Origin of the sequence: Mechercharimyces sp. CAU 1602 (assembly GCF_024753565.1) — a bacterium.
GTDB lineage: Bacteria > Bacillota > Bacilli > Thermoactinomycetales > JANTPT01 > Mechercharimyces.
Genome location: NZ_JANTPT010000001.1, coordinates 1,695,678 through 1,717,114, shown reverse-complemented (window position 1 = coordinate 1,717,114; position 21,437 = coordinate 1,695,678). Strand labels below are relative to the sequence as shown.

24 protein-coding genes and 1 pseudogene are annotated in these 21,437 nt (G+C 40.9%); 19 read left to right on the top strand and 6 right to left on the bottom strand.

Going from position 1 to position 21,437, the window contains the following annotated elements; genetic code table 11:
• Positions 1-21 precede the first annotated feature (21 nt).
• Positions 22-1,170 carry a phospholipase A2 family protein gene (locus NXZ84_RS08835; protein WP_258839893.1) on the bottom strand — a complete coding sequence of 383 codons (1,149 nt, stop codon included), beginning with the start codon at positions 1,168-1,170 and terminating at the stop codon, positions 22-24.
• A gap of 619 nt (positions 1,171-1,789) precedes the next feature.
• Between NXZ84_RS08835 and NXZ84_RS08830 the strand changes: the two genes are divergently transcribed.
• From NXZ84_RS08830 to NXZ84_RS08820, 3 genes are all read left to right on the top strand, one after another.
• Positions 1,790-2,236, top strand: a complete 447-nt coding sequence (locus NXZ84_RS08830) for an SMI1/KNR4 family protein (RefSeq protein ID WP_258839892.1) — start codon at positions 1,790-1,792, stop codon at positions 2,234-2,236.
• Between the two features lie 341 nt (positions 2,237-2,577).
• Positions 2,578-2,760: a hypothetical protein gene (locus NXZ84_RS08825; protein ID WP_258839891.1), complete on the top strand. Its 183-nt coding sequence runs from the start codon at positions 2,578-2,580 to the stop codon at positions 2,758-2,760.
• Between the two features lie 14 nt (positions 2,761-2,774).
• Complete coding sequence (locus NXZ84_RS08820; protein WP_258839890.1) at positions 2,775-3,149, top strand: hypothetical protein; 375 nt, start codon at positions 2,775-2,777, stop codon at positions 3,147-3,149.
• A 205-nt stretch (positions 3,150-3,354) separates the two neighbouring features.
• Here the strand turns inward: NXZ84_RS08820 and NXZ84_RS08815 are convergent, their stop codons facing one another.
• The gene (locus tag NXZ84_RS08815) at positions 3,355-3,615 is read right to left on the bottom strand and encodes a hypothetical protein (protein ID WP_258839889.1); all 261 of its coding nucleotides are present in this window, start codon (positions 3,613-3,615) and stop codon (positions 3,355-3,357) included.
• 356 nt (positions 3,616-3,971) lie between these two features.
• Here NXZ84_RS08815 and NXZ84_RS08810 point away from each other — a divergent pair, with 356 nt between their 5' ends.
• From NXZ84_RS08810 to NXZ84_RS08785, 6 genes are all read left to right on the top strand, one after another.
• Positions 3,972-4,439, top strand: a complete 468-nt coding sequence (locus NXZ84_RS08810) for a PrsW family intramembrane metalloprotease (protein ID WP_258839888.1) — start codon at positions 3,972-3,974, stop codon at positions 4,437-4,439.
• Positions 4,418-4,696 carry a hypothetical protein gene (locus NXZ84_RS08805; protein WP_258839887.1) on the top strand — a complete coding sequence of 93 codons (279 nt, stop codon included), beginning with the start codon at positions 4,418-4,420 and terminating at the stop codon, positions 4,694-4,696. The genes NXZ84_RS08810 and NXZ84_RS08805 overlap by 22 nt, the downstream gene beginning before the upstream one ends.
• 147 nt (positions 4,697-4,843) lie before the next feature.
• Positions 4,844-5,080, top strand: coding sequence for a hypothetical protein (locus tag NXZ84_RS08800; protein WP_258839886.1), 237 nt, complete (start codon positions 4,844-4,846; stop codon positions 5,078-5,080).
• An 88-nt stretch (positions 5,081-5,168) separates the two neighbouring features.
• Positions 5,169-5,312 (top strand): HNH endonuclease, encoded by a 144-nt coding sequence (locus NXZ84_RS08795; RefSeq protein ID WP_258839885.1) that lies wholly within the window; start codon positions 5,169-5,171, stop codon positions 5,310-5,312.
• Complete coding sequence (locus tag NXZ84_RS08790) at positions 5,305-5,787, top strand: SMI1/KNR4 family protein (protein ID WP_258839884.1); 483 nt, start codon at positions 5,305-5,307, stop codon at positions 5,785-5,787. The genes NXZ84_RS08795 and NXZ84_RS08790 overlap by 8 nt, the downstream gene beginning before the upstream one ends.
• Positions 5,788-5,822: 35 nt before the next feature.
• Entirely contained in the window at positions 5,823-5,963 is a 141-nt protein-coding gene (locus NXZ84_RS08785) for a hypothetical protein (RefSeq protein ID WP_258839883.1), read from the top strand.
• A 2,128-nt stretch (positions 5,964-8,091) separates the two neighbouring features.
• On the opposite strand, the gene NXZ84_RS08780 is transcribed toward NXZ84_RS08785, so the two are convergent.
• The gene (locus tag NXZ84_RS08780) at positions 8,092-8,559 is read right to left on the bottom strand and encodes a DUF600 domain-containing protein (RefSeq protein ID WP_258839882.1); all 468 of its coding nucleotides are present in this window, start codon (positions 8,557-8,559) and stop codon (positions 8,092-8,094) included.
• 250 nt (positions 8,560-8,809) lie between these two features.
• Here NXZ84_RS08780 and NXZ84_RS08775 point away from each other — a divergent pair, with 250 nt between their 5' ends.
• The 8 genes and pseudogenes from NXZ84_RS08775 to NXZ84_RS08740 form a co-directional block, all read left to right on the top strand.
• Complete coding sequence (locus tag NXZ84_RS08775) at positions 8,810-9,055, top strand: hypothetical protein (RefSeq protein WP_258839881.1); 246 nt, start codon at positions 8,810-8,812, stop codon at positions 9,053-9,055.
• Between the two features lie 613 nt (positions 9,056-9,668).
• A complete protein-coding gene (locus tag NXZ84_RS08770) occupies positions 9,669-10,148 on the top strand; it encodes a hypothetical protein (protein WP_258839880.1) in 480 nt (159 codons plus the stop codon).
• Positions 10,149-10,392: 244 nt separating this feature from the next.
• A complete protein-coding gene (locus NXZ84_RS08765) occupies positions 10,393-10,698 on the top strand; it encodes a hypothetical protein (RefSeq protein WP_258839879.1) in 306 nt (101 codons plus the stop codon).
• A gap of 4 nt (positions 10,699-10,702) precedes the next feature.
• Positions 10,703-10,879: a hypothetical protein gene (locus NXZ84_RS08760; RefSeq protein WP_258839878.1), complete on the top strand. Its 177-nt coding sequence runs from the start codon at positions 10,703-10,705 to the stop codon at positions 10,877-10,879.
• Positions 10,880-11,557: 678 nt separating this feature from the next.
• Entirely contained in the window at positions 11,558-11,881 is a 324-nt protein-coding gene (locus NXZ84_RS08755; RefSeq protein WP_258839877.1) for a hypothetical protein, read from the top strand.
• Positions 11,882-12,084: 203 nt separating this feature from the next.
• The gene (locus tag NXZ84_RS08750) at positions 12,085-13,413 is read left to right on the top strand and encodes a vWA domain-containing protein (RefSeq protein WP_258839876.1); all 1,329 of its coding nucleotides are present in this window, start codon (positions 12,085-12,087) and stop codon (positions 13,411-13,413) included.
• A gap of 187 nt (positions 13,414-13,600) precedes the next feature.
• Positions 13,601-13,792: a hypothetical protein gene (locus NXZ84_RS08745; protein ID WP_258839875.1), complete on the top strand. Its 192-nt coding sequence runs from the start codon at positions 13,601-13,603 to the stop codon at positions 13,790-13,792.
• An 18-nt stretch (positions 13,793-13,810) separates the two neighbouring features.
• Positions 13,811-13,969, top strand: a pseudogene (locus NXZ84_RS08740) (sporulation protein YhbH); the annotation flags it as partial.
• Between the two features lie 301 nt (positions 13,970-14,270).
• Here the strand turns inward: NXZ84_RS08740 and NXZ84_RS08735 are convergent.
• A complete protein-coding gene (locus NXZ84_RS08735; RefSeq protein WP_258839874.1) occupies positions 14,271-14,585 on the bottom strand; it encodes a TM2 domain-containing protein in 315 nt (104 codons plus the stop codon).
• A gap of 314 nt (positions 14,586-14,899) precedes the next feature.
• On the opposite strand from NXZ84_RS08735, the gene NXZ84_RS15105 reads away from it, so the two are divergent.
• Together NXZ84_RS15105 and NXZ84_RS08720 are read left to right on the top strand one after the other, a co-directional pair.
• Positions 14,900-16,966 (top strand): SBBP repeat-containing protein, encoded by a 2,067-nt coding sequence (locus NXZ84_RS15105; RefSeq protein ID WP_309495716.1) that lies wholly within the window; start codon positions 14,900-14,902, stop codon positions 16,964-16,966.
• Positions 16,967-17,127: 161 nt separating this feature from the next.
• A complete protein-coding gene (locus NXZ84_RS08720) occupies positions 17,128-19,242 on the top strand; it encodes a DUF7948 domain-containing protein (RefSeq protein ID WP_309495714.1) in 2,115 nt (704 codons plus the stop codon).
• 130 nt (positions 19,243-19,372) lie between these two features.
• Here the strand turns inward: NXZ84_RS08720 and NXZ84_RS08715 are convergent, their stop codons facing one another.
• Positions 19,373-20,224: a DegV family protein gene (locus tag NXZ84_RS08715; RefSeq protein ID WP_258839873.1), complete on the bottom strand. Its 852-nt coding sequence runs from the start codon at positions 20,222-20,224 to the stop codon at positions 19,373-19,375.
• Positions 20,225-20,520: 296 nt separating this feature from the next.
• Complete coding sequence (locus tag NXZ84_RS08710; RefSeq protein WP_258839872.1) at positions 20,521-21,375, bottom strand: DegV family protein; 855 nt, start codon at positions 21,373-21,375, stop codon at positions 20,521-20,523.
• Positions 21,376-21,437: the final 62 nt, after the last annotated feature.

Sequence of the window (21,437 nt, the reverse complement as noted above, 5' to 3'; positions counted from 1 at the left end):
TTTGAGAGCAAATGGCTCCCCTTAATTCGATATAATAGCGTCGACCTTTACGCTGTATGAGTTGTTGTTTTTCACCAATAATCGATATGCTACCCCTGGGTGTAATGATCCCTTGTATTCTTTGGTGAATGTAACGTATTTATATTTACCATTTGTGGTCACTTTGGTATGTCCTACTGTTTTCCATTTACCATTATTTTTTCTTTGTAAGTATACTGTAACTGAGGACGTTTTGTGTTTTGAGTTGTATGCATAAAGTGCGGTCCTGATTTTACCTAGGTAGGCAGTAGCGAAGCCAACTGTACCTGCTGATTTATTTGCAGATAGGGTACTACTCTTCAACCTTTTTGCATATCCCGGACTACTGGTGGGCAAATCATTGTTTTTACATCCACGAACAGCCATTTGCTTCCTAAAGTAAGAATAAACAGTAGTGGCCATCTTTTTCTCTCTGGACTTCATCTTAGGATACTTCCTTACAATACCCCAAAGCAAATTTCTATCCGCTGTACAATTGAAATAACCCCATTTTGCGTACTCTAGGTCGTGGTTCATGCATAGAGAATCTAAGGTGTCAATTGGTTTAGGGCTGTTCTTCTTTTTTCCTCCGTGTTTAGGACCGCACCAATTTCCGTATATTCCAGGAGCCTTATTAATAGAAGGTGCCAATTCTTTATCCTGATTTGTGAATGTACTGTCTTCAGCAAATTCATTGAAGATCTTTCCTTGTTCTAGTACATTAGAAAGAACGCCATCTTGTTTAGCCTTCTCTGTATCGAAGTAAAAGTTGGTTGGGTCGTTTTCATTTTCAACAATGTACTTTTCAAGCATTTCCGTTTCTTTCTCGATTTCTTCCATTGATTCTTGCAGTATAATTAATTCTTCGAGTTCTTCATCTGAGGGTAATTCTTCAGGAAGAGTGATTTCATCATCTTCTGAGACGAACTCAAGACCATCAAAAGACTCGTACTCATCAAGTAAATCTTCAAGCTCCTCTTCGGTTTCTTCTGTGGGTTCGTCACTGGTATTGTCGCCTGGCTTTTCATCATCTGCTGGGGGATGAATGTTCGGTCCACTAAAACCAATTACAGGTTCGCTGTAGCCAACCGAAGGTGAGAATGAGGTGGAGAGAATTGCTAATACTAAGAATGTTGCTAATATCTTTTTCATAAATCGTCCTCTTTCTTTCGGCATATATGTACATTCTAAGCGAAATGTATATGCACCTTTTTGTGTATTCAGTTTTTTGATGCGCATCGCAAATCCACGAGTTATCTCTTCATTTTCCTTCATCAAAAAAGATAACCGCATACTTGCGCAAGAATGATTATATATTCGCTTGTTTATATCTGTCAATTATAAAGTTTATTCATATAAAAACATATATTGTGAAATATCCATGTATTGACCGCTTTTTGGCCGCTATTACCGTGAAAGCCGTGCTATTATGGTAATGTGATCGTGTACCGCTCAGTCAAGTGACTGGTACGCTATAGCTATATATTGATGACTAGGCAAAAACCCGTTTCTCCGTTGACTCAAGTGCCACTTGGTCAGGGGAAACGGGGTTTAATTTTTGTAGTATGATCTATAGCTCTTACGATAGGAATGATTATTGGCTTTTGTTTATTTTAAAGGAAGATAAAAGCGATCCGCTCACTTTTGAGTAGGATCGCTTTTCTATAGTAAGAAGAGCCCTTCGAAGCCCTATTGTATTAGCTGTCGTTGTATACAACCCCATATGACGGGTGGACATGCGATTTGGGGTGTACAAGACGATTAGAGGAGGATGAAAGTCCATGATCTGGAAAAAAAGAATCGAGAACTAACGGAAGATGAAGTCAGGGAAAAGTTGTTGGAGCTTCCTGTATCGCTACCCCCAAGCTTTTTCGATTGGGTCGCTAAATACCAGGGAGCAAGTGTTTCAGATGAGGGGCTAGAAATTCTAACAGAGAGCGGGAGTAGAAGAATTTTTGTAGAAGTGATGACACCAGATGAAATAATCTTTCAATATAATGAATCTGTTGATGAAGATGAAGAGTTTTTTTATATTATTCCTTTTGCATTTGACAGAAGTAATTGTCACTTTTGTTTCGACTATAGGAATAAGACTACAAGAATTATTTATTTTGATACGGACTACCTTATCTCCGAGACACCAGAGGCAGCAGAGAAGGTATGTAATGGATTCGATGATTTTTTGAATCAGCACCTATCTAAAGTTAAAGAAAAGTAATATCTACATCAGTGCACGGATATGACCGCTTTTTGACCGGTTTCTGACCGCTATATCGTATGTTGAGCTGATATTATGGTAATGAGGGAAATTGGAGAGCCTCGTTATTATCGAATCTAAGTGATCAGGGGGGATAAGGCTTAATTTTTGCTCAAATTACTTAATTTAGATATAATAGAGGTAGATTATTGAGTAGGAGGTGCATTCCATGATTGTGCGTTCCTATTTTGAACAGTGGGGAGGATATCCACTGGAGCCTATTGATGTGGGGTTAGTTGAGGAGAAGGTAGATCCAGTAAGCGGGTAATACATACAAAGGGGTGGCATTATGAGATGGTATAGTGAAGAGCCAGGTAATAGCCCAGTTAGATTTATTGAAGATCCGATGGGTGGGTCGCCAGTTAGATATATTGATCCGGTTGGTGGATCTCCAGTTTAATATCAAGAGAGACCTAGCGGCTCACCAATACAATAACGAAACAGCGAAGCACTCTCATGGCGAGGGTGTTTTTGTTTTGCCATGAAAAGGAGCGATTCGATGGAATCCACGGAAGCGATCAAAAAGAAAATCGCACGGTTACTTGTGGACAAAGGTGTGCCTCCGTTTTTCCTAGCAGATAACATTACGCTGGAGAACTATGATGAGATCAACTTATACAAGCGAGATGGTATGATCATTGTGGATATGTACTGTAGAGACTTGCATACGAACGTGCCGATGATGTTCAGATACAAGTACGATATGAATGAGGTATTGATACGTAGGGAGATGACAATCGGCGGGCGGGAGTCATTGATATGGGACAAGAGAGAAGAGATTGAGGGGCTTTGGGCGCAGTGTCAGGGGAGTGAGGAAAGAAGATGCCAAAGAAACCATCCAGTCCTTGTAACCACCCAGGCTGTCATGAATTAAGTCGGGAGCGGTATTGCGAAAAGCACGGGTGGGATACAAACAGGCGGTACGATCAAGAACGGGGGTCGTCATTAAAGCGGGGCTATGGAAAGCGGTGGAAAAAAATTCTTGAGCGTGAAGAGGTAGTGATGTAAGAAAAACAGCACACGAATAGGGTGTGCTGTTTGGCTGTTGAATTATTTGATTTCATCAGTATTCCTCTTACTTACTTCCTCAAGCCAGGATAAAAAAGATCTGCCGGAACTAGTTCATCATCATGGGTCACTACTAAATCATACCCATACTTTACTTGTAATTTTTTACCACTTACATTGTAGTACAATTTCATTTCTGTGGGCATATCACGCCCGAATTCCTCACATTTCTTTTTAATCTTTTTCAAATCATTTATCCCTACATCTAGAACTGCATCCTGTCGTTCAGATGATACATCATATTTGAAATTAATCTCAGGTAGTTTATTCATTTGATGTTTATGGACAATTTTCCCTTGTACTTTGTAGAATACATCAAAAAAAGCCCAACCCTCTTCATGGAAGCAATATATATATCATCCGCTTTTTCGTTTACATATTAGATAACCTGCTGAACCATTTCATTTTCCTATTCGATAACTGGGTCTTTGATAGATCTCATTTTATCATTCTATGACCCTATTTTTTACTCTTATCCCCACAAAGGAATTCCATTAATATGAAGGCATTCCACCCTCATACTTACATAAAAGAGGATGGGTATTATAAAAAACCGGGCAAGGCTTGCACCGGCTTTTTACTTCTCGTATTATCATTCATCATCAGCAAATACATAAAGTGAGCCTGGGTGATTGCCCCGCTTTCGGCGATTGCGGTTTATTTGTTTCATGGGTTATTTGCAGAGGGTTCAGTCACCGTCGGTGCGAGATGGAGTGTCGAAATCGTTGGTCCGATAATGGAAGAATCTTTTAAGCTAATACCTTTTCTATTACTATTTCTGTTTACGAACAGAACGAAGAGCTTTAGCCTTACCGACTATATGTTGGGGGGTGCTTCAGTAGGGGTTGGATTTGATTTTTCGGAAGAAGTATTACGCCGTTGGGTAACAACAGATCAAGAGGGAAGCTTATGGAGTCTTTTTGCAAGTTTATTCTCTGATAATGTACAAAATTGGGAGGTTTTCACCCTTTTCCCTGGTTATTTTTCAGATGGAGTAGCGATGTCCCCTGGTCATGGGGTATGGACTGGGTTTATCTCATTAGGAATAGGAATGGCTCTACATTTTCGTAACCGATGGGGAAAAAAGCGTATCTGATCCCACTCTTCTTTTTTGTGTGGGCGACTTTCGATCATGGGGCATGGAATGCTCATAGTTTTGGAATGCCCGCTATGGCTTCTTTTTTCTATGCGTTATCTTTCTACGGATACTTACTTAAGTGGTTTTTTGTCTTACTCATCGTACTGGCGATCTTGCTTGACTACCGTACTCTTAACCGTGTGCGAGACCAACTTCCGCTTCTTCCAAGTGAAAAGGTAGTGGAGCCAGTGTCAGATTGGATCATGATTCTCTAGTCCATGATGAGAGGAAAAAAGCTTTTGGACATTCGCTCTCATTTACTCGTGAAAGAAGACATCATGGATTTTCCCTTTTTCGAGAGGAAGAGTCCGAGAGTCGCGCTTCTCAGATAGAGTCATTAAAGCGGCACAAACTTGCTTTGTTTGCGGAGTGGGGATCCTGATTTTTCATTTGAAACTAGTCGAATTGAAAATGGTAAACTTATAGCTGAAACTAGTGATGGAAGAGAATTTAAGATTCGGTATGGGGATAAAGCAAATACAATTGAGACGCGGACAACTTCTGCTGGGAATACTTATACGGTTGGGTATAATGGAGATGCTCTTCCTGATTTTACTCCATATGCTGTAAAGGATGCGTTAGGAAATCCTATATCCTGAATGGGAATCAGATTTTGGCTTTACGGATGCACAGAAGGAATCAATTAGAAAAAATAAAGGGCCAATTGGACCGGGTGGTAATAGAATAATGGAGGAGAATCTAACTTGGCATTATGATAAAGAAACGGGTAAACTGATTTTAGTTCCTTACGACCTAAATGATTCGTTTCGTCACACAGGTGGTCACAAGTATTGGGGCCAACAAAGGCTAGGAGGGACAAAAAATGATTAAATGGATTGAACGGGAGAAGCCTGTTTCTGTTGAAGAACTGTTGCTAATTGAAAAAAAAGCAGGATTAAAGTTTCCGAAAGATTTTTTGGAGTGGTATTTGAAATATGTGGGTCTTGAAGAAAGCACCCATATCAAGTTAAATGGTGAATTTTATGAGCTCGTAAATATCCTATTCCCATCGCAAATAGAAAATATGGTAGAGGAAATTCTTGAAGAAGATGATGAAATAATTCGTGATAAGGGAGTGATGATGGTTCCTTTTGCTCAAGATTCTGCCTTGGAACAATACTGCTTTTATGGCTCAATAGGAAAGGAACCATCGGGGATAATCTATATTCACCGAGCTAATTTTATGGAAGAAATATTTGATGGCGGCAGAATTAAAAAGTCCAATTGGATTTCTGATACATTCACAGAATTCATCCACCTATTTACAGAACATGCTGTGGATGAAGATGAATTAGATAGTATTTAAGAGAAGTATTGCCGAAAATTAAACTCCATTTTAAAATGGTCGAACGTTATTTAGAAACGACTCCGAAAGTGGAGTCGTTTTCTTATGCAAAAGAAAAACGCCGTCTACAACTCAATTCCAGTGTAAATCTCGTCCGTACCTCTTTATTATTCTTACATACCTTATCTGACACATGATTTGCGAAATTTGATCGCTATTGTCGAGAAAACCGTGCTAATTATGGTAGTGTGATCATATGCCGTTAGTCGTGATTGGGAGGCTATATATTGATGAAGGACACAACTCTGTTTCTCCATTGATTTGACATGATATAGTGAAGTTGTAACACCACGTAGAATAAAAACGATATACTAGAATGAAAGAAAGTGGTGTTGCAAAATGGGAAGAAAGAAAGGAAAAAGGGATCATATACCCCCGAAAAAATGGTTATGGTACTCGTATTGGGTAGTTTATTGGATAGTAATCCTAGCCATTTTAAATCGGGCTCTCTTATTGGGACGACAATTTGGCGACTATTTAGATTTAGTTGCTCTTGCGGCAACGATGCTTTATATAATTTGTCTCAACCATATAGCAAGAATATCAACAATGTATGCGAAAATAGCAACTGTAATATTCGCTTCATTTTTTGTTTTCCTTATCGGTACATATATTTTTTATGTATTAAAATGAAACAAAGGCGACCAATGTGGTCGCCTTGTTATCCTTAACAGCAGGGTTTGCAGGTATCGGGATTAGGACACTTTTTAACGCAGGCTAATGCCATTCCACCCCATATACCCGCAGAAAAAGTTACGCATGCAGCACATACCTGCCATGTAGCTCTACAAGATAGACTACATCCCATGAGAACGCCTGTGGAAATCCAACCTGGTAGGTTAGTGTCGTTTACACAATCATTAAAGCAAGCTTTAGCCTTTGCTGAGCAAGGTCCTTTTTGAGGTGCTTTTTGAGAAGTTTTTTGAGGTTGTTCTTTTACTATGCCTTTCATTTGAGAAGTCTTTTCTTGTGTATCTAACGATTTGATAGAACTATGTTGTTGTCTCAACAAATCTTCGTTTCTTATTTTTATGTCTACTAATTCACCGGATTCATCAATTAAATAGTTACTTTTGATCTCATGATCCTCAAAAATAGAGAATTCATGAACTTTATCCTGGTCTGTTTTTTCTATTACAATAGAACATGCTGATATTGTAGACGATAGATATCAAAGTGCAGTCGTAGAACGTTGGCGCGAAGGGAATGCTCTGATCCCTCTTGATTGGGTACACAGTAAGTTGATCTGTAGGTGTGGTAATTGCTTTTTGCATATGGAAGTATGAGAAATCTAACATGATCTGTAGCGACTATTTGACCGCTATTACTGTGAAAACCGTGATATGATGGTAGTGTGATCGTATGCCGCTAAGTGGGTAATTAGGACGCTATATATTGATGAAGAATATATCCCTGTTTCTCCGCTGATGCTCAAGTTTCACTTGAGTAGGAGGAGCGGGGTTTTATTAAATTTAGTAAATCATTCACTAAATTATAAAAATATATTATGTCTCGTCAATGGGGACAGCAGGAAATGCCTTAGCTGCTAAAGCCGAGAAAGTAAGTTTTTCTAAGGTATCTGCTCTTACTGGTGAACTCACTGAGAAAAAGAAGGAAACCATCAAGAATTCAAGGTGGATATGATTACATTAGCAAAGTACATGAGTGGGACGTTTATGGCATGGGTTCATATAGCAATATAGATCTTAAACTAGTACGAAAAAAAGAAACATCCTCTAGTGATGATGATGCATATGCATACTTAAGATTCGTAGGAGTGGCTTCGGGGAACTATAAGGCTGTTTTACCTGAGGCTCTACGTAGGTAATAATAAAGCTTGGGCAACAGATAATTGGTAAAATGGAGGCCTTGTAATGGGAACAACAATATTTCAAATACTAATAGTTGGTACATTTATTTTATGCCTTCTTATGGTGGTTCTTTTATTTAGATCTCTGATGAGAAAATAATCCCCATATAAAAATCCCCAGTGAGTTGGGGATTTTTATATGGGGATTTCATTTGGGGGAGTTGGTACTATGCCACAGAAACCATCCAGTCCTTGAAACCACCCAGGCTGTCATGAATTAAGTCGGGAATGGTACTGCGAAAAGCAGGGCGGTATACAAACAGGCGGTACGATCAAGAACGGGGGTCGTCATCAAAGCGGGGCTATGGAAAGCGGTGGGAAAAAATTCTCGAGCGTGAAGAGGTAGTGATGTAAGAAAAATAGCACACGAATAGGTGTGCTGTTTGGCTGTTGAATTAATTGATTTCACCAATATCCTTTTTACCTACTTCCTCGAACCAGGAGTCAAAAAGGTCATCAGGTAATAGTTCTTCATCATGGGTTACTACTAAATCATATCTATACTTTGCTTGTAATTTGTTACTACGTACATCGTAGTGCAATTTCATTTCTTTGGGCACATCACGCCCAAATTCTTCACATTTTTTCTTGATTTTTTTCAAATTATCTATCCCTACATTTAAAACTGCGTTTTGTCGTTCACCAGATGTATCATATACAAAATTAACCCCGGGTATTTCATTCAGCTTATGTTTCCGAACAACAACCCCGCGTATTTTGTAGAATACATTAAATGAATACCAACCTTCCTCATGGAAGCAATAGATATAGATATTGTCGGCTTCATTGTTCACATATTCTAAGCAGATGGAAACCATGTCTGCTTGCAACTCTGAAAAATAGTCTTCGAATAATTTTGTCACAACAAACACCCCTTCAAATCTAATTAGCTATATTCTGAGAAAATCTCTCCCCATCAATCTCATTCCACAACAAAACTACTCGGTCTCGTACTATTTCCATCATAACTTAATTATGCTTTAGCCCATTTGTTGTCCAATTTTTTATAAGATGATGGATAAAAATCCTCTCCATGAAGAAAAATGATTTATTTTTCCGAGCATGTTCGAAAATATGATGTAATACCAAATGGTCATTACTAGGTCAGCTAACATGAATAAGAAAAACAATAATAATAAGAGTTTCGATTCATCTATCACAGGTGTTTCTTCTGTAAATCATTCTCCTCCGAAAATTAATAGCATTGGCAATAGGAGAACCCACTTAGATATGTATGGGACGGATGCCCAAGCGGTCACTTTGATGTTTTCTATAAACGTTGATCTTCCACCAAATATTCTAGAGGTTACAAAGACTAGAAGTGAAAGCAATATCCAGGAAATTGATCCGATGATGTGATCGATTGGCGCTCTGCTAGGAGGTTGGAGCGCAGCTTGTAAACGTGTAGATATACACAGATTATAAAGGAATCAATTGAGAAGATAGCGGAGTTATACAACTTAGAATAGATACAGGCATTGTGTCTAAGAGCTGTTGTTTGTATCTAGTATTTAACAAGGAAATATTTTATAATGATAAAACTATAAGTATTCTTGAAAATAGATAATTAGGAATGAAAAAGAAATTATTTTCTGTAATATTGATTCTATCAGTTGGAATAGCTCCACTACCCCAAAGGCTAATTCTACAATGTAAATTTTACCAGCATCTGAATCTACAATAGAAGCAGTTCCAGCAAGTGAAGCAGAGCAAATGGCTGTCAAGCTGTAAACGCTTCTTGGCATTGGGTAGCCGGAATTGGTTATGATCGGTCAAGAAGTGGTACTGGGCTTCACCTGGCGATCAAAGACCCGGATGATGGAACAGAAAGAACAAGATTTATAGATTGGACAGTAAATAATCAAGATTTCCATTTTATGTATATAAATAAAGTTATTAAATAATAAACGTGAGTGCAAAGGACTTGATTTCCGCAGGGGATTCAAGTTCTTAATATTAAGGAGGTAAAAAATTGAGGAAATTAATTGTGATGATAATTTTGATATCTTGTTTAATTTTCACCTCAGCTTGTACAATTGGCGACCCTGTAAACTATTACGTGTTTATTTTTAAAGGTAATGGTGGACAATGGTCAGCTGAAATAGAGTACATTGACTTACCAACCAGTGAGGCAAAGGAGGATCAGGTGCCTAAGGATGTCTTGAACTTAAAGTATAAAGGGAATGAAAGCGATCAGGATAAAAAAGCTACTTTCAAAATAGAGGGAACAGATATTTCTGGTGAAATTATGTTAGAGAAGGGCAAGGGAAAAGGGACGATCGGTCATAAATTGGTTCCTTTAGTGGAGAGCATAACTCTCGAGGAGCAAGATTCGCGAATTGTAGATCCAATCGTTCTTGAAGTAGAGTTGGAGGGGCATCAAAGCGAGAAGATTGAACTTTACTATCATACAGCGTATAGGCAGGATGCGAGAGAGATTTTAGGGGATTGAAAAAGCTGGATTTGACCACTATATAAAGTATTAACGTGGTAATATCGTAATGAGGGAAGTCGTAAAGCCCCGTTTCTTTGAACTCAAGTGATACTTGAATCAGCGGGGGATTTTCATGAAGAGCCAGGCGATAGTCCGATAAGATATAGTAAGGAACCTAGCGGTTCACCTCTACAATAAAGAAACAGCGAAACACTCTCATGACGAGGGTGTCTTTTTTTTGACATGAAAAGGAGCGAATCGTATGGAATCTACGGAAGCGATCAAGAAGAAAATCGCACGGTTACTCGCTAAAAAAGGCATACCGCTGTTTTTCTTAGCGGACAACAACTCGTTAGCGAACTATGATGGGATCAATTTGTACAAGAGGGATAGCATGGTCATTGTAGATATAAAATGTAAATATTTAGATGCGAACGTGCCGATGATGTTCAGGTACAAGTACGATATGAATGAGGTATTGATCCGAACGGAGATGACAATCGGCGGGCGAGAATCGTTGATATGGGACAAGAGAGAAGAGATTGAGGAGCTTTGGGCGTGGTGTTAGGCTGGTGAGAAAAAAGACGCCTCCTACAACGAGAAAGACTGCAACAGGTGCAACTTTTAATGCTAATGGTACAAAGTTATTTACTATAGCAGCAACGGGACAGTTCTGGTATAATGGCTCATCGAATAGTGTTACTTATGCAGATGGTGGTATAAACGCTATTTTTGGAGTACTACTATGAACTTAGAAGATAAGGGTATGGGCAAGATGCATACTAAAAATGAAGAAGGTCATAGATATTCTAAAGTGTATTCAAGTATCTAGGAAGAAGCCGTGTTCGGCAATCGATGGGCAGGTATTGTGTTTAACAGTATATATTGTGAGACAGTCGTAGGAGTAATTGTTACTAGTAATGTTTATCTTATTTGCAATAAGTAGTAAATAGGCGATTATTGTAAATTTTACAGCTGAGGTGTTCAAAATGAATGTATTCTACAGCTTTCTAATGGGCGCCATATTTATTATTGTGGGGGCTGTTTCAGCTAAGTACCCATCCTACCTTCCATGGGTAGTGAGATTTATTATTATGCTTATGGGAACAGCGTTTATCTTATATGGAACCCTCTTGGTTCTAGGGTTAGTGGAATGATTTGAATGAGGCATTAGGTGGGCATATAAAATGTAGCTTAGCCCTGTCTGTATAACCGTTAAATGAACACTAAATTCAGTTATATGTGGTAATATGTTTGCAGTACCCCGTTTTCTGAGCCAAGTGAAACTTGGGTAGGAGAAGCGGGGTATTTAATTATTACTGATTCTCGGGTAGACAATTAGTTTGTAATTTTTATCTGATATGATCCAACGATAAGAGGAGTTGAATATGATAGATAGCAAGTTCTTAACTTCAGTAATAGCTGTCATGATGATATCAATCTTTGGATTTTATGGATTCGTACTTAGTGGAGATTTTGGACAGGAAGGTCCCGGTTATTTTATGGTATTGGTGATGTTTAGTTCTTTAATTATATTTTTTTACGGCCTCCCAGTCTCGATAGGTATTGATAAACTAGTAGACAAAAAGTTGAAGGGCTCAAATTTAGCATCTTTTATCTTACATCTATTAGCATCTGTTCCTTTATTTTTTGTTTTGTATGGTATCGCACCCATTATTACGATTGTGATGTGGTTAATAGATAGAGGACTCAGTTTAGTTATACGAAAGCGTAGTTTTGTAAACAAGTAAGTGGATTGTAGGTGGAATGTATTGATTTGTCTCGATTCCATGAACCATTTTCGGATAAGAAATCAGCCGAATTTGACCGCTTTTTGATCAAGAATGCGATGTGTTAGGATGTGATTATCATAAGGGAAATTTAGAAAATGATAGATATTGTTTCTCTCATCCAATATAATAGGAATGATATAAATATGCAGGGGGATTTAACCATGCGAAAATTAGTAGGGATCATTCTTATTATGGCTCTCATGACATCGGGGTGTGCGAGTTTAGTCCAGGGTGACGAGCCAGCTGGAGAAAAGGTAAAAGAAAAGAAGGAAGAGAAGAAGGAGTTTGAGCCAGCGACAACGGTAGAAGGCATGTTGCGCGAGGGACCAGGAAAATATGCCGGAGATAAGTATGATGAAGCCAAGGTGAATGCGGAGCTAGACAAACTAGGTGATAACTTAACCGCAGACGAAGCTTATAAACATATTGTTCAGTTATTAGCGGAAGACTATGGGCCGCTCGTCGATGGGTTGGATCAGATTGACCCAACCATTGAAGTGGATGTAGAGACACCGGATGGAGAAATGAATGCACCACCTGAAGCAAAAGAGTTTCATGTGAGCATCTTGTTAGATGCGAGTGGCAGTATGGCACAAAGTATATCAGGTGGCAAGAAGATGGATTTAGCGAAGAGGGCGATCCAAGGCTTTGTTTCGAACCTTCCCGAATCTGCACAGGTATCGATACGGGTGTATGGTCATAAAGGGAGTAACAGCTCAGCAGATAAAAAGGTTTCTTGCGGGAGTAGTGAGGTGATCTATCCAGCAGGAAAGCCTGACACGACTCAAGTCAAAAAGGCGATCTCTTCGATTCAACCAGCGGGGTGGACACCCTTAGCTTCCGCCATTAAGTCTGCGAAAAAAGAGATAGCGGGAATGAAGAAAGAGAACGTCAAAAATATTGTTTATGTGGTGAGCGATGGAAAGGAAACCTGCGATGGAGATCCTGTGGCTGCAGCAAAGTCGCTTCATGAGTCGGATATTGAGGCGGTAGTCAATATCATCGGCTTGGATCTAAACAATAGTGAGCAGCAAGCGTTAAGAGATGTAGCGTCAGCTGGAGGGGGCGAGTACACATCTGTCCAGTCACAGGAGGAGTTAGAGGAACATTTTGAGAAGGAACGCGAGAGGATTAATGCGGAGTGGGAAAGTTGGGAATTAAATGGAACACTTGAAGCTGGTAGTATTTATGTGAAAAAGCTAGCGTTATATAATGATATAGATGGGAAGATAATTGTTTCTAACCAAAGAGAAGGCAGTCGTATGGATAAAGCTATGTGGTATCTAAATGAGAAGAAAAGACTACAAGGAGGCGAATATGGAGAAGAATATAATAAGTTAGAGAAAGAATTAGTTACACACAGATGGAGACTAATAGGTGAGTACAGAAGAGACAGATATCTTCATATGTCTGATGAACTTAAGACTCAAGAGAAAGGAGCTCAAGAAGAGATAGAAAAAAGAGCAGAAGAGGGCAAGATATCTGATTGATGACCGTGCTGAAACCACTGCTTTTGTAGGAGTGGTTTTTGTATGCCTAGAGATAGTCCTCCTCCTCAGCTGGTGACATAGGGGCTGGAGACCGGCAGAGACGCGTCGTTTTCATTGCGGATTCTTTTCTCATGTGAGGGGGATGGATATCACAGAGTTAGATGTTTCTGAAAGAGGAGGCACAAATGTGAGTAGTAATGATAAAGAGACAATCATGCGTCACATTAAAAGCTTTGAATCAATAGCAGGGACAAAACAGGGAACCGAGATTAAAGATCAACTTCTCCAATTAAGATCCAAAGGCTACGTCGACGATGGAGAGATCCAAAAGTGCGAAGAGAAGTTGAAATCCTTGAAGCGCGGGCTTAATAATACATAAAAGAAACGGATATATCCTGGTCACTTAAACCAGTATAATCGTCATTCTACATTGATGAATGCCTACAAAAACCTTGATGATCCTAAGTTTATGCATTATATTATTCGCGAAAAAGGACAGGTGTACAATGCTCTAAAGCATTTTTTCTCAGCGAAAGACGGAGAGAAAGCGATGTAGGACAGCTCTGCCCTGGATGGCTAGAGATAGCGTCTAGGGTGGGGCTGTTTGTTATTGTCAAAAACATTATAAGCACCATGAATCTTGTCACGATCCCTATGAGCATCATTTTTGTAAAGCCCCACATAAAGACGACCCGAGTGGAGAATAGGGGGAAGCGAGGATATCGGATAATATATTTTGCTAAAAACAATGTTCCACTCGACTGAGTGGAACATTGTTTTTAGCGCGGGATGGCTATTCATTTTAGGGATGCTATAATGAGCATCTTTTTATGTGCTCTGTCGGTTATTGCTATGTACTAACCAGCACGGTTCTCTGTCATAATTTTAATTTCGGTGATGAGTTGACGCTCCATATCCGTATTGATTTGGTCACGACGGTTACCAATTAAGAAGAGATCAATGAACCACCAGATCCCAAATCCTCCCCATGTGAACATCATTCCCAGAGCATAACCTGTATCCCCTAAATAAAAACGATGAATTCCGAGTCCACCCAAGAAGAACCATAAAAGATATAGAGGGCCTTTATTTTTTTTCTTTTTGGCCATTTCTGTCTTCACCATCTGAAGTTGATCTGGGGTTAAATTTTGTTTATAAATCGTATTATCCATATAATTACCTCATTTCATTTCAATTGAATATAGTATATATCAATCAAGACTTGAATGATATAGGTTTTAGTAAATTTTTTGATTTCTGCGTCTACTATAAATTCCGATGATATCAGTAGATGGGAATTTCTCTGCTAGTCAATGAGGATTCTTGTATCTAGCAATGGCGGGTGCAACAGAACCGCGTGGCTTACGTGAACCAAGGACGCTCATGTTACACGATTAATGAGGCATACACACGGTTCATCATCCCAATTTGGGATGATTGAACATAGGATAGAGCATCATGTTGATTTGGATGGAGGGGAATAGCATTGTTTCAACTGTGTGAAGTTGAGGGTGAAACAAAGGGGATTTATGTTGCAGACGGAGAAGGAATCCAATTCGAATTTAGGCAAGAGGGGGTTCGGTTTTTTATAAAAGAATCTTCTGAATTAAGGCTGCGCTTTATGCATGCGTGTTCAGGGATCGTTCCCAAGGGGAACAATTTAGCCGGTGGGAGATATGAGCGGGTGATCTACAAAGAGGTGTGGCAGGGTGTAGATGTGGTTTTTTCTATCTATAATAGGAACCTCAAGTATGATCTGTTCGTTCATCCAAGGGCTCGTATTGAAGACATTCGGTTGAAATATGAGGGCGCAAGGGGACAAACCCTCAGCAACCAAGGGGATTTGTTGATCTTTACATCAGATGGAATTCTTCGTGAAGGAAAGCCGATTAGCTTTCAACAAGTTTGTGGAAAGAAGTATCCGATCACAAGTTCTTTTCGCCTCTTTGAAGATGGCTCCATTGGATTCGAACCTTCTTCTTATGATGTAACGAAGATGCTTCAGATCGATCCAGTGGTTTTTTACTCTACGTATCTTGGGGGAAGTAACGTAGACCAAGGACAAGGGATTGCAGTCGACGTTAATGGAGAGGCATATGTTTCAGGGGTAACAAATTCACCTGATTTTCCTACAACAACGGGAGTTTTTCAAACAATATTGTCAGGGGGAACAGATGCGTTTGTGACTCGGCTGAATGCGGCGGGAACTTCTTTGATATATTCTACTTTTTTAGGAGGATCAGGACGAGAATCTTCGCCATTTTTCACAAGTCAAGGCATTGCGGTTGATGCGAGTAGTCATGTATTTCTCACTGGTACGACCACATCGACTAACTTTCCGATAACAGTAGGCGCCTTTCAAACGACATTAGGAGGGATCTTTGATTGTTTTGTCACTCGTTTCAGTCCTTCGGGCAGCTCCCTTCTTTATTCTACTTACCTGGGGGGAAGTGGATTTGATCAGGGGTTGGGATTGACGATTGATGGAGGAGGAAATTCTTATGTAACAGGCGTGGCAAGTTCAACCGATTTCCCGATTACCACCAATGCATTTCAGACACTCCTTCTAGGACTAGCAGACGTCTTTGTTACGCAGTTAAATCCAACAGGAAGCTCCTTGGTTTATTCTACTTTCTTAGGTGGAAGTGGGGTAGATGTGGGGATTGACATAGTGTTAGATGATAGCATGAATGCCTACGTAACAGGAAGAACAAATTCCGTCGATTTTCCGGTAACAACTGGGGCATTGCAGACGATTTTCGGGGGAGGTAGCGATGCTTTTATCACTAAATTAAATGCTTTAGGAAGTAGCTTGATATATTCCACTTATATCGGTGGAAGTGGAGATGATCGTGGGATTGGCATTGCACTCGACAGTGCCATGAATGCTTATATTACAGGGGAGACAGAATCCACAGATTTTCCTATTACACCTAACGCTGTTCAAGGAACGTTGAAGGGTACTTCTGATGCTTTTGTCACCAAACTTAATGGGGAAGGGAGTGCTCTGATCTATTCAACGTATGTAGGAGGAGATGCGAGCGATGCTGGCTTTGGAATTGCGGTGAATTCCTCTGGATCTGCTTGGATTACGGGGCAGACAGAGTCGACAAACTTCCCGCTTACTTCCGATGCTTTTCAAGACAGCTTGGCTGATGTGGGGACAGATGCTTTTATTACGCAGGTGAGCTTTTCGGGGCAAGGACTTTCTTACTCTTCCTACCTAGGTGGGAGAGGAGGCGAACGTGGCTTTGGTGTGGCGGTGGATGCGAGTGGGAACGCGTATGTTACTGGGGCTACTTCCTCAACAGACTTTCCTGTAACCTTTAGTGCCTTCCAATCGCAGTTCGGAGGGGATGAAGATGCTTTTATTTTGAAGATAGGGGAACTTATAGGTGTGACTGGGCCAGCTGGTGCGACCGGACCGACAGGAGCAAGGGGAGCGACAGGATCTACAGGAATGTCAGGTCCGCAAGGTCCAAGGGGGCGACGTGGCCCGAGGGGACCAAGGGGTCCACGTGGTGTCGGTGAGGGAGAAGAGGGTGCATTATAGCAAAGAGATGATTGGATGGGAAAGTTGATGTAAGGGAAAATGTTTGATAAGTCACAATATTCATTTACGCATATCTTTGAGAGAAGCTGTCCAATAGTAACCAGAATGAAGATGAATCATAAGATAATGCATCTTGGTATCTGTGATGGGAGGGGTATGGGATGGGGAATATGGAGAAAGTAGATGCACCATCGCTGCTTTTTCAAGCGTGTAAAGATGTAGGGGATTGTGAGATCGCTTTTGTTACACAAGGGCAAGAAGTGAAGTTTATATTTGAAAAGGGAGGTGTACGGTTTATACCGAAAAGCTCTTCCGAGCTCATGTTACGGTTTGTAGGTGCAGGTGAGGGAGTTGTTCCTAGAGGGGTTATGCACAGGGAGCGGGAAAGTGAGCAAGTGGTTTACGAAAGTGTGTGGCCGGGAATTGATATCGTTTTTTATGGAAATGAAGGGGATCTAAAATATGACGTGGTTGTTTATCCAGGTGCCAATATTCAAGATATTCGATTGCAATATGAGGGGGGAGAAGAGGTAACCCTTTGCGATCAAGGAAATTTATGTGTGCATACGCGACAAGGGGTTTTATGTGAAGAAAAGCCGATTAGTTTTCAGTGGACAGAGTTAGAGGAGAAGATTATTCCGACGCAGTTTCAGCTACACCCGGATAAATCAATCGGGTTTAAGATTGAAGAAGGGGCATACGATTTGGAGAGTCCGTTAATCATTGATCCTACTGTCTTCTATTCTACTTATCTAGGGGGAAGAGGAGGAGAGAATGGTAATGCTATTGCCGTTGATACCTCTGGTAGTGCATATATAACTGGATTTACAAATTCCACTAATTTCCCTGTAACGACAGGTGCTTTTCAGACCACGTTGTTGGATACGCAAGATGTGTTTATTACAAAGTTTAACGCTGTGGGAAGCTCTCTTCTGTATTCGACGTTTTTGGGGGGAGTAGATGCAGCCCCGGTTTTTTTGGATACTGGGTTTGGGATTGTAGTGAATTCTGTATTTCAAGCCCATGTCACGGGTGCTACGAGTTCAACCAACTTTCCTGTAACCTCTAACGCCTTTCAAACTATACGAAGAGGAATATTGGATGGATTTGTAACGAAGATAAATGAAGATGGATCTTCCCTTATTTATTCCACGTATCTAGGAGGAGCAAGTGGGGCAACTGTATGTGATGCAATTACTTTGAACGTAAGTGATGAAGCGTATGTCACGGGTGAAACGGGGTCGACGAGCTTTCCGGTGACGACGAACGCTTTTCAAACGATGTACGGAGGGGGTATAAGCGATGCTTTTATTACAAAGTTCAATAGTGCCGGAACCGCGCTGGTCTACTCTACTTTCTTAGGTGGAAGCTCCAATGATGAAGGGAAAGGAATTGTTATTGATGAGGATAATCTTGCGTATGTGACGGGATCGACGGGTTCTGCTAATTTTCCAACAACATCGGGTGCCTTTCAGACGGTGTTTGCAGGAAGCAGTGACGTGTTTATAACGAAACTAAATGTTGCTGGCTCTTCCCTTGAGTATTCGACGCTGCTAGGTGGTAGTGCGACTGATGCGGGTACGGATATTGATGTGGATGGAGGCGGAAATGCGTATGTTACAGGGATTACACTCTCTAGTGATTTTCCAGTAACCAATAATGCTTTCCAATCAATCATGACGGGGACTCGAAGTGCGTTTGTAACAAAGTTAAATGCAAGCGGAAGTGCCCTGATATATTCCACTTACTTAGGAGGGAGAGGCACGGAACAAGGAAATGGGATTGCCACTGATTCTTTTGGGGCAGCCTGGGTAATAGGGTTTACTACCTCTACTGATTTTCCAGTTACATCGGATGCTTTTCAAGGTCGCCTTGGGGGTTTACAAGATGCCTTTGTGACGCAGGTGAGCTTCTCAGGGCAAGGGATCGCCTTTTCTTCATATCTGGGAGGGAGGAGAAATGAATTTAGTAGTGGAGTGGATGTTGATAGTGAAGATAGTGCATATGTCGTAGGTTCCACCACTTCAACCAATTTTCCCGTTACCTTCGCGGCTTATCAATCCACCTTTGGAGGTGTCCAGGATGTATTTGTGACGAAAGTGGGACCACTTTCTTCGGTAGGAATAACGGGACCGACGGGAGCGACAGGTCCAGTGGGTGTGACCGGTGCGACGGGAGCGACTGGCTCTCGTGGTCCTCGCGGGATTAGAGGACGACGGGGACCAAGAGGGGCGAGAGGATCAAGAGCTGGAGGGGAAGGAGAAGTAGGTTTGTAGATAGATGTGCGATCTCATCTATTACGATAGATTGGTATTTGTCGATAGTTTGCGATCAGGCATAGTGAATATAAGAGATGGAGGCGACAGTCGTCTCCGTCTCTTATATTATTCAAGGGGATCGTTTCTTTTATGCTTCTTCTAGCGTTTGAATGGCAATCCCTAATAATCCAGGTCCAGCATGAACCATGAGCGCCGGGCTGACAGTTTGGATATAGATTTCACTCACATTAGGGTAGGATACCAGCTTTTCTTTGAGTGCTTGCGCTTCTGTCTCTGCACGGGTGTGTAAGATAGCGATGCGGGCGCGGGTTGATTCAATTTGTTTTCTGATAGGTGCCAGCAGTTTGTTGACGGCTTGCTTTTTACCGCGTGCCACTGTGTGAGGATGGAGCTTACCTTCACTGTCAAAGGTGATAATCGGTTTGATATTTAACATAGAGCCTAGGGAACTGGCCACTTTTCCGATACGTCCTCCCGCTCGAAGGTATTCTAGTGTGTCAAGTACGAAATATCCGCGAATACGTTCTTTTGTTTTCTCTAGTGAAGTTAATATATCTGTAAGAGGAGTGCTATTTTGAACGAGACGCGCGGCTTCCAGCACGAGAAAACCAAGAAGAAAAGAGACACCTTTTGAGTCGATTACTTCGATTTTCATATGCTCAAACTCTTGTGCGGCTAAACGGAAGGTATTATAGGTGCCACTGACAGCAGCGGCAACGGTTAAAGTGAGACAATGTGTGTACCCCTGATTATGGAGGTGCTCATATGTTTTATATATATCTTCCGGTGTTGGCATCGAAGTTTTAGGGATCTCCTCTTCGAGACGATGTGCCACTTCTTCTGCTGAAATTTCCACTCCATCACGATATTCGTGATTTTTATAATGAATACGGAGGGGAACCACGGTTATTCCCCACTGCGTAAGTAGTTTTGGAGGAAGATCACACGAACTATCCGTAACAATAGCAATTTTCGACATAGGATATTCCTTCTTTCTATTAACATATTTTATTCATGTACAAATGAAAACAATATCATTCATGAGAGCGCTTTCATTATATCATAGTTGTGAAAGCGGTCTAGTAGAGGGGTCTATGTTTGTTACTAATAGTGAAGAGTATAATCTGGTTATTGTTCGAGGTGAGCTGGGGGATTGAGGATAGTGTTGCTTGAGGCTATGAGTAATCATAACGGTTTATGCATTGGAAAAGAATGTAGTAGGAAAGCGTGCCTTATTCCAAGAGAATGAGACACGCATCTTATGGAGTGGGGCGCTTATTCAGCGTGATCGCAGGTACTAATGGCGATACCGAGAAGTCCTGGCCCAGAATGGACAAGTAAAGTGGGGCTTACGGTGCCAAGATATACTTCGCGTACATTCTCCATTTCTTGAAACTGTTGTAGTAAGGCTTTCGCCTCCTCCTCTGCACGGATATGGAAAACAGCGATACTTGCACGGGTGTTTTTTAATTGCTCATGAATCGGTTGAATCATTTTGCGAGTAGCCTGCTTTTTACCGCGTGCGATGGTGTAAGGAACGAACTTGCCCTCGTTGTTGGGGGTAATGATGGGTTTAATATTTAGCAGGGAACCGATGGAGCTAGCAACCGTACCAATACGTCCCCCTTTTTTGAGGTACTCTAATGTATCTAAAACAAAGTAGCCTTTTACCTTCTGTTTGATGTCATCCACTTTCGCGATAATATCGTTAAATTCCAAACCAGCGTGTATGAGTCGAGCAACTTCTAAGATAATTAGTCCTAATTCCCAAGATAGAGAGCTAGAGTCGATTACTTTTATCTCGATCCCTTCGTGTTCTTCTGCAGCGAGACGGAATGTGTTATATGTACCGCTCATGGCAGCAGAAATTGGTAAGACAATGCAGTGCGAAAAACCATCTCTTTGCAAGCGTTGGAAAGTAGCGTGGATATCTGATGGTGATGGCATGGAAGTGGTTGGTATCTCTTCGGAGAGCCGATCAACAACCTCATCCGTGGTAAGATCGATGCCATCCCGATATTCTCCATGAGAGAATACAATTCGTAGCGGAACGACCTCTATATTCCATTTTTCTACTACCTCTTTAGGTAAATCACACGAGCTATCCGTAACTAAAGCAATACGAGCCACCCTATTTCCTCCTTAGCAATCATAATTCATGAAAAAGATGGTGAAGGGATGCTCCACACATC